Annotated in this window: 6 protein-coding genes; 4 read left to right on the top strand and 2 right to left on the bottom strand. The window is 58.1% G+C overall.

All coding sequences use genetic code 11. The features are described 5' to 3' along the window. Positions 1-134: 134 nt before the first annotated feature. Together NW843_RS10265 and NW843_RS10260 are read left to right on the top strand one after the other, a co-directional pair. Complete coding sequence (locus NW843_RS10265; protein ID WP_414522879.1) at positions 135-620, top strand: PfkB family carbohydrate kinase; 486 nt, start codon at positions 135-137, stop codon at positions 618-620. After that, complete coding sequence (locus NW843_RS10260; protein WP_414522878.1) at positions 596-1,027, top strand: PfkB family carbohydrate kinase; 432 nt, start codon at positions 596-598, stop codon at positions 1,025-1,027. The genes NW843_RS10265 and NW843_RS10260 overlap by 25 nt, the downstream gene beginning before the upstream one ends. Here the strand turns inward: NW843_RS10260 and NW843_RS10255 are convergent. Both NW843_RS10255 and NW843_RS10250 read right to left on the bottom strand, forming a co-directional pair. After that, positions 1,021-2,745: an ABC transporter ATP-binding protein gene (locus NW843_RS10255; RefSeq protein ID WP_414522877.1), complete on the bottom strand. Its 1,725-nt coding sequence runs from the start codon at positions 2,743-2,745 to the stop codon at positions 1,021-1,023. The two genes, NW843_RS10260 and NW843_RS10255, sit on opposite strands and share 7 nt — an antisense overlap. A 36-nt stretch (positions 2,746-2,781) precedes the next feature. After that, positions 2,782-4,797 carry a diguanylate cyclase domain-containing protein gene (locus NW843_RS10250; RefSeq protein WP_414522876.1) on the bottom strand — a complete coding sequence of 672 codons (2,016 nt, stop codon included), beginning with the start codon at positions 4,795-4,797 and terminating at the stop codon, positions 2,782-2,784. A gap of 675 nt (positions 4,798-5,472) precedes the next feature. Here NW843_RS10250 and NW843_RS10245 point away from each other — a divergent pair. Then, on the top strand, positions 5,473-5,832 hold the full coding sequence (locus NW843_RS10245; protein WP_011433745.1) for a hypothetical protein: 360 nt from the start codon (positions 5,473-5,475) through the stop codon (positions 5,830-5,832). A 249-nt stretch (positions 5,833-6,081) separates the two neighbouring features. Beyond that, on the top strand, positions 6,082-7,002 hold the full coding sequence (locus tag NW843_RS10240; protein WP_414352177.1) for an L-lactate dehydrogenase: 921 nt from the start codon (positions 6,082-6,084) through the stop codon (positions 7,000-7,002). Positions 7,003-7,095: the final 93 nt, after the last annotated feature.

Genomic DNA, 7,095 nt, shown 5'->3' with positions numbered 1-7,095 from the left:
ACCGTTACCAGTGCCTTAAACAACCGTTTCTGGTGTCCGCAGTACAATTATAACCATGGAGGCGGACTTTCCTCTCGACACTGATCCTACCGGTACAGCACGGGGCTCCTGCGATTTCTAGCTGAGTGCTCAAGATGGATCCCTCTCATGTGCCCCTGGGTTTGCCGCTCATCTTGGGGGAGGTGCTTTTCGACTGCTTCCCCACAGAGATTGTGCTGGGCGGAGCAGCTTTGAATGTGGCTTGGAACCTCAAGGGGCTGGGATCCGATCCCCTCTTGCTCAGTCGTGTTGGCCAAGACGAGGCCGCCAGAGAGCTGCTGGGGGCCTTGCGACGGCAGGGGCTGCGCCTGGAGGGTCTGCAGCAGGATTCTGTTCACCCCACCGGCAAGGTTCAAGTAACCCTGGATGAGCAAGGGATCCCCACCTTTGCCATCTTGCCCGACCAAGCCTACGACTACATCCAGTTGGATATCGGGGCTCTGCAAGCTCTCCAGCCCAGCCTGCTCTACCGGGGCAGCTTGGCAGCCCGCCGGGAGGCAGCCCATCGCCACTTTCAAGAGGGGATCCCTGGTGGCATCCAGACGCCATCCGGGAGATGCTGCGCACCTGTGATTGGCTGAAGCTGAACCAGACAGAGCTGGAACAAGTAGCCCGGCTGGAAGGGATCCCTCCTGGAGACCTGCTGGAGCAAGGGCAGATCCTCCAGGCTCATCTGAACCTGAAAGGTCTATTTTTGACTCTGGGGGCGGCAGGCGCGCTGCTGATCACCCCTGCTCAGGTCTATCGGGCCGACCCAGTGCCCGCGCCTCAGCTGGTGGATACAGTGGGGGCGGGAGATGCATTTAGCGCCGTGGCCATCCTGGGGCTGTTGCGGGGATGGCCGGAGGCGATTCTGGTGCAACGGGCCGTGCAATTTGCGGCGGCCATCTGCGGGATCCCGGGGGGAGCGCCTGCGGATCCGGAGTTTTACCGGCCCTTCTGGCAGGCATGGGAGATCCAGGAGATCCAGAGGCCAAGGGTTCAATGAAACTGGCGCAGGTGAAACTGGGCGTAGCGACCCCCTTTGCCCAGCAATTCTCGGTGATTTCCCTGCTCCAGCAATTGCCCCTGCTCCAAGACGAAAATGCGGTGGGCGGTGCGCACTGTCGAGAGGCGGTGGGCAATCACAAAAACGGTGCAGCGTTGCATCAGCCGTTGCAGCGCTTCCTGCACCAACGCTTCCGACTCGTTGTCCAAAGCCGAGGTAGCCTCGTCCAGGATCAAGATCTTGGGGTTGAGCAACACGGCGCGGGCAATGGCCAGCCGTTGCCGTTGTCCACCGGAGAGAGTGACCCCCCGTTCTCCCACGCGGGTGGCGTAGCCATCGGGCAAGCTCTCGATAAAGGTGTCGATGTTGGCCACCTGGGCCGCCTGGCGTACCGCTTCCAGGTCAAAATGCTCTTGTCCGTAGGCGATGTTGCTGGCAATGGTTCCCGAAAACAGGGTGATCTCCTGCGGCACAATGCCGATCTGCCGGCGCAGGCTCTTGAGGGTGACGGTGCGGATGTCGATGCCGTCGATGCGGATGCAGCCCTGCTGGGGATCGTAAAAGCGGGGAATCAGGCTCACCAGGGTGGATTTGCCGGCGCCGGAGGATCCCACCAGGGCCACAATCTCGCCGGGAGACACCTGAAAGCTGATCTGTTTGAGCACCGGCTGATCCGGTTTGTAGGCAAAGGAAACTTGGTCGAACTCCACCCAACCCTGAATGGGAGGCATGGGGCGGGCCCCGGGCAGCTCCCGGATCTGGGAGCGGGTGTTTAGCAGCTCGAAAATCCGCTCCACCGAAGCCTCACCCTGTTTCAGCTCGCTGTAGTTGTTGGTGATGTGAACAATAGGGTCGATCAACATCGCAACACCGGCGATAAAGCCGAGAAACTGGCTGCCGGTCAGGTTGCCCTGGCTAATTTGCCAGCCGCCCACCCAAAACACCCCCAACACACTCATGGCGTACAGAAAACCCACCACCGGGTCTTGGATGGCTTTCACCTGTTCGGTCTGAAACCGGGCCAGGCGGTTGCTTTCGGCAATGGCACTGAAGCGGCGAATTTCGTAGTCCTCAGCCGCAAAGGCGCGAGTGAGGCTGATGCCAGCAAACACCTCTGTCAAGAGGGCGGCCAAATCCGACATCTTCTCTTGGTTGAGGTGGGAGCGAAACAAAAGGCGATCCCCAAACCAACTGATCAAGGCTCCCATCAGGGGGGCTATCAGCAAGGTGGTCAAGGTGAGAATGCCGTTGAGATAGAACAGGTAGGCCACCACCGCCAAGATGGTGAGCACGCTGGGGATGAAGCGATGGAAAAATCGTTGCACCACCTCTCCCACCCGATCCAGATCCCCCGTGAGGCGATAGACCAGATCGCCAGTGCGGCTGCCGGAAAAATAGTCCACATCCAGTGCCTGCAGGTGGGCATAAATCTGTTGGCGCAATTCCAAAACCATTTGCAAGGAGGCCCTCGCCATCAGGGTGTCTTGGCCATACTGAAAAGCGCCGCGCACCAAGAAAAACACCACCCCAATCAAGGCCAGCATCCGCAATTGCCCCAGATCCCCGGCACCAATGGAGCGGGCCACCCACTCGATCAAGTAGGCGAGGGCGGGCATGGTTAGCACAAAGCCAAGGGTACAGGTTAGCCCCAGCAACAACATCCACAGATGGGGCCGGATAAAGGGAATGAGACGGCGATAGCTGCGACCTGGATGCACAAATCACAAACCAGAAGGGCCTCTGACCCAACCAGCTTACAGGATAGCGTTGCGAACTGCTGCCGGGATCCCTGAAACTGGCCGGTAGAGCTGAAAGCCGCTGCGACCCTTTTCTTTGACCTGGTAGAGGGCCAAGTCGGCATGGTGCAAAAGGGTGGACACTTCTACGCCGTCTTGGGGGTAGAGGGCGACGCCAATGCTGCAGGTCACGGAAAGGGAATGGCCCTCGCAGGAGAAGGGAGTTTGAAAGGCATCGACAATCCGCTGAGCCAGACGCGCTGCCACTGTGGGGCTGCCAATTCGGGGCAGCAGCAGGGTGAACTCATCCCCTCCCCAGCGGGCGACGATATCTCCAGGGCGAACGCACTTGGTTAGCCGTTCGGCTACCCCCTGCAACAGGGCATCGCCGACACTGTGGCCGAAGGTATCGTTAATGTCTTTGAAGTGATCCAAATCCACAAAGAAGAGGGCCAGCGATTCACTGTAGTATTGCTGCAGGGCCTGCTGCAGCCGCTCCCGAAAGGATTCGCGGTTCACCAAACCTGTCAGGGCATCATGATGAGCGCGAAACTCCATGTAGGCTAAGCTCTGCTTTTGGGCGGTGATGTCTTCGCAGATGCCTTCATAGCCGAGGATGTTTCCGGCTTTATCTTTAACCAAACGGGCCTTTTCTCGGACCCAGATGATCGAGCCATCCCGCCGCCGCAGCCGATACTCAAAACCGCGCACGGATCCCTGCTCCTGCAATAGCCGCACAAATTCCTCCCACTGGCTGGGATCCACATAGAGCTGCCGCTTGCCCGCCTCTTTCGCTTCGCGCATCAATTCTTCGGGGGAGCTGTAGCCGCAGATCTGGGCCAGCATCGGGTTGGCGGAGAGATACCGACCTGCCGCATCGGTGAAAAAAATGCCCTCTACCGCATTCTCGAAAAAATTGCGATAGCGCTCCTCAGCCTGGCGCAGCTCCTCTTCCACTTGCCGGCGCTCCGAGATCTCGAGGGCCAGAGACACCAAATCCGCCAGGGATCCGGCGAAGTTTTGCTCTTCTAAGGTCCAGTGGCGAGGGGAGCCAATGTGCTCGTGGCAGAGAACACCCACCATCCGTCCTTCCAGTCGAATGGGGGCATCCAGCATCGAGACCACTCCCATTGCTGTCAGGTAGGAATTGCCGAACTCGGCGGTGCGGGGATCCGCCACCACTTGGTCGGCAGCAATGGTGCGCTCTTGCTCTAGGGCTTGAAAATAACGGGGATAGTCTTTGGCCCAGATCTCCGCCCCTTGAGTATGGGATCCCTCGGGGTTGTCTGGGGTGATCTCGAATTGATTGATGCAGCGAATGCTGGAGCGCTCCGACGTGTAGAGCCAGACCCCCACCCGTGCCACCCCCAGGGTATGGGCGGCTGTAGTACAAATCTGTTGCAGAGCAGCTTGTAAGTCTCCTTGGCTAAGGGCTTTGTGCCGGGTGAGCTCCATCAGAGCCCGGTTGTGCTCCAACAGTTGCTTTTGGCTGCGCTGTAGCTGCCACTCCACTTGCTTGCGTGCTGTGATGTCCTGACAGGAGCCGACAATTCGGCTGATTGGCTTGTTCTCCTCAACTACTGGAGAAAGGGTAACGATTAGAACATGGGTCGACTCTGGGTCGGGAGCGGCAGAGGCCGTTAGGCTCAGCTCAAAGCTCACTTGCCGGCCATGGCTGAGGCAGTGTTCGGTGTGCAGTTGAATCTGCGCAGCCAGAGAAGGCGGTAGACAACTCTGGAGCTCTTCTCCCTCGATAGGTCGAGAGGAGAGAAAAAACATCCTGCAAAAAGCCGGGTTACCCACCAAAAACCGACAGCGCGGTTGAGGTGAGCCTCTTTCTGGCTCCGGGGGCAGACACTCAAGGACAAACAACCCATCGCTGACACTCTCGAACATGGTGCGCAGCACAGCCCGTCCCCGAGCCTGTACCGGGCGCCCACGGTACATGACCTGGGGATTCCACAGATCGGCCCGCGTCAGCGCATCATAAACGCTGCCAGCCTGGTCTGGCCCAGCAGTCCCCCTTTCAACCATAGGCTAGGAACACCCAGTAGACGCTCGGGCAACGGGGAGGGCAAGCCGAAAAAAACAGCTATGAATTCACGCTGTCTCTGCCATTCTACGGTCATCCTATGGAATTGTTGGGGGAGTTTGTGTGTCTCTCGATACAAAAGATCCCCGGGCTGGCACGGGCTTTTGGGTGCTCCGGAGGGGATATTCTTTGAAGCAACTCTTGAGGTTAATTAAAAGAATTATTAAAAAGCCTGTCCTGCCGACGTGAAGGGCTATGCGTCGCCGTTTTCAAGGTTAAACCGCTTCTGGCTCCCGAACTTGTTCTACCCGTACATCGACACGCTTGGGAAGGAACCAGGCTCCTATTAGTTAGAACGGCTCTCATTAGAAAGAACCTCAGCTAGCCCTGGAAAAGGGATCCCTGCCAGACCCAGGATGGCTAATTCCGCGGGCGTGGGATCCCCGATGCATCCAAGGCAAGAGAGGAAGACTGATGGATACAACTCCACCACTCAACCGAGTAACAGCATAGCTCTATTGAGATTAGCTTTCAATAGTGTGCCGGCAAAGTAGGGATCCTCTTTGATAAAGACTTGCATTAAGCTTGAGGAGTCTGGTAGAGTGCTTACCCAAGTAGCAATTGCTAAAGATTTGCAGTTAAGTCTTCTCAGGAGAACAAGCTGCGGAGTGGCAAGCATGGCATGGCAACAGGTTCAGGCGGGGGTGTGGTGTAGGCAGTTGGGGCAATTGGCGCCTCAGTGGTGGTTGGGCTGGAGTCTGGAGCAGGGCTTTCGGCTCTACCGCAAAGAAGTTTCCTCTGCTCTGCCTTCTCTCTCTGCTTTGAGGATTCGCTACCAAGAGCGAGATGGCTGGCTGGACGTGTTTCTGGGAGAAGCGGAGCAATGTAACCGACGACGGCGCAGCCTTTTGGATCCGGCAGCGCGGGTAGCCTTGCACTACATGCCGGAAGATTTAGCTCAGATTCAGTCCCTAAAGTGTCCTCACGAGCGCATTCCTCCGCAGCTTTGGCAGCGGCTAACCCAGCAGCCGGGTTGAGGACTGTTGAAGGTTAGAGGGCTATTTATTGTTTTTATTGTTTCAGATGGATCCAGTCCGCTGCGGCAACCGATCCTGCCTCTTCTCGCCTTTCCAGTTCTTCTGGAGAGCGGTAGCCTGTTTTTTTCTTCCTCTAGGCAGGCTTAAGCTGGAGAACGAAGAGTAGCGGCTGCAGCCATGACTGTTTCTAAGCACCAACCCAAGCAGCGCTCCCAGCAGCAGGTCGAGGGGCTGACTTCTCGCCGCCTTTTGAAGGGATCCATCATCGGCGCCGGGCAGGTGGGCATGGCCTGTGCCTACGCGATGGTGATCCAAAATACCCTGGATGAGCTGGTGATCCACGACATCGCCCGCGACAAGTTGGAAGGGGAAGTGATGGATTTGGTGCACGGGATCCCCTTTGTGGAGCCGACGCGGATACGGGCAGGGGAACTGGCTGATTGCGCCGGGTCAGATGTAGTGATTTTAACGGCAGGGGCTAAGCAGCGGCCTGGAGAAACCCGTTTGGATTTGGTGCAGCGCAACGTCGAGATCTTCAAAGGCTTGATCCCGGCCTTGATGGCGCATTGCCCTGACACACTCCTTTTGGTGGTGAGCAATCCCGTTGACATCATGACTTACGTTTCCCTGAAGTTGTCGGGGTTGCCGGCAGGGCAGGTAATTGGGTCGGGGACGGTTTTGGACACAGCCCGCTTTCGCTATCTTTTGGCGGAGCGCCTGGGGGTGGATCCGCGTAGCCTGCACGCCTACATCATCGGCGAACATGGAGATAGCGAGGTGGCCGTTTGGAGCAAGGTGAACATCGCCGGCACCCCGATTGGGGAACTCTCGCCGGACTGGGATCCCGCCTATTTGGGGGATATCTTCGAGCAGGTGCGCAACGCTGCCTACGAGATCATCCGTCGCAAAGGGGCCACCAGCTACGCCATCGGGTTAGGGGTGACGCAAATTGTCCAAGCCCTGCTGCGGGATCAACACCGCGTTTTAACCGTGAGCAGCCTCACCCAAGGGGAGTACGATCTGCCAGAGGTCTGTCTCAGCTTGCCCAGAGTGGTCGGGCGGCAGGGGGTGGAACGCACGCTGGCCATGTCCCTCACCGAGAGCGAGCGCAAGCAGCTGCACCGCTCGGCCCAGATCTTGCGGCAAGTCATCGACAGCATCCGGTGGTAGCCTAGATCTCCTGGACTTTTGTCGCTCCCCTCCAAGCTGGGGGATCCCTTGGTCAGCTAGAAATCGCAGGAGCCCCGCACTGTACCCGTAGGG

Source organism: Synechococcus sp. R5-12, from assembly GCF_047502655.1.
Classification (GTDB): Bacteria; Cyanobacteriota; Cyanobacteriia; order Thermostichales; family Thermostichaceae; genus Thermostichus.
Note: the sequence above shows the minus strand (reverse complement) of the source record. Positions and strands in the feature narration are given on the sequence as shown.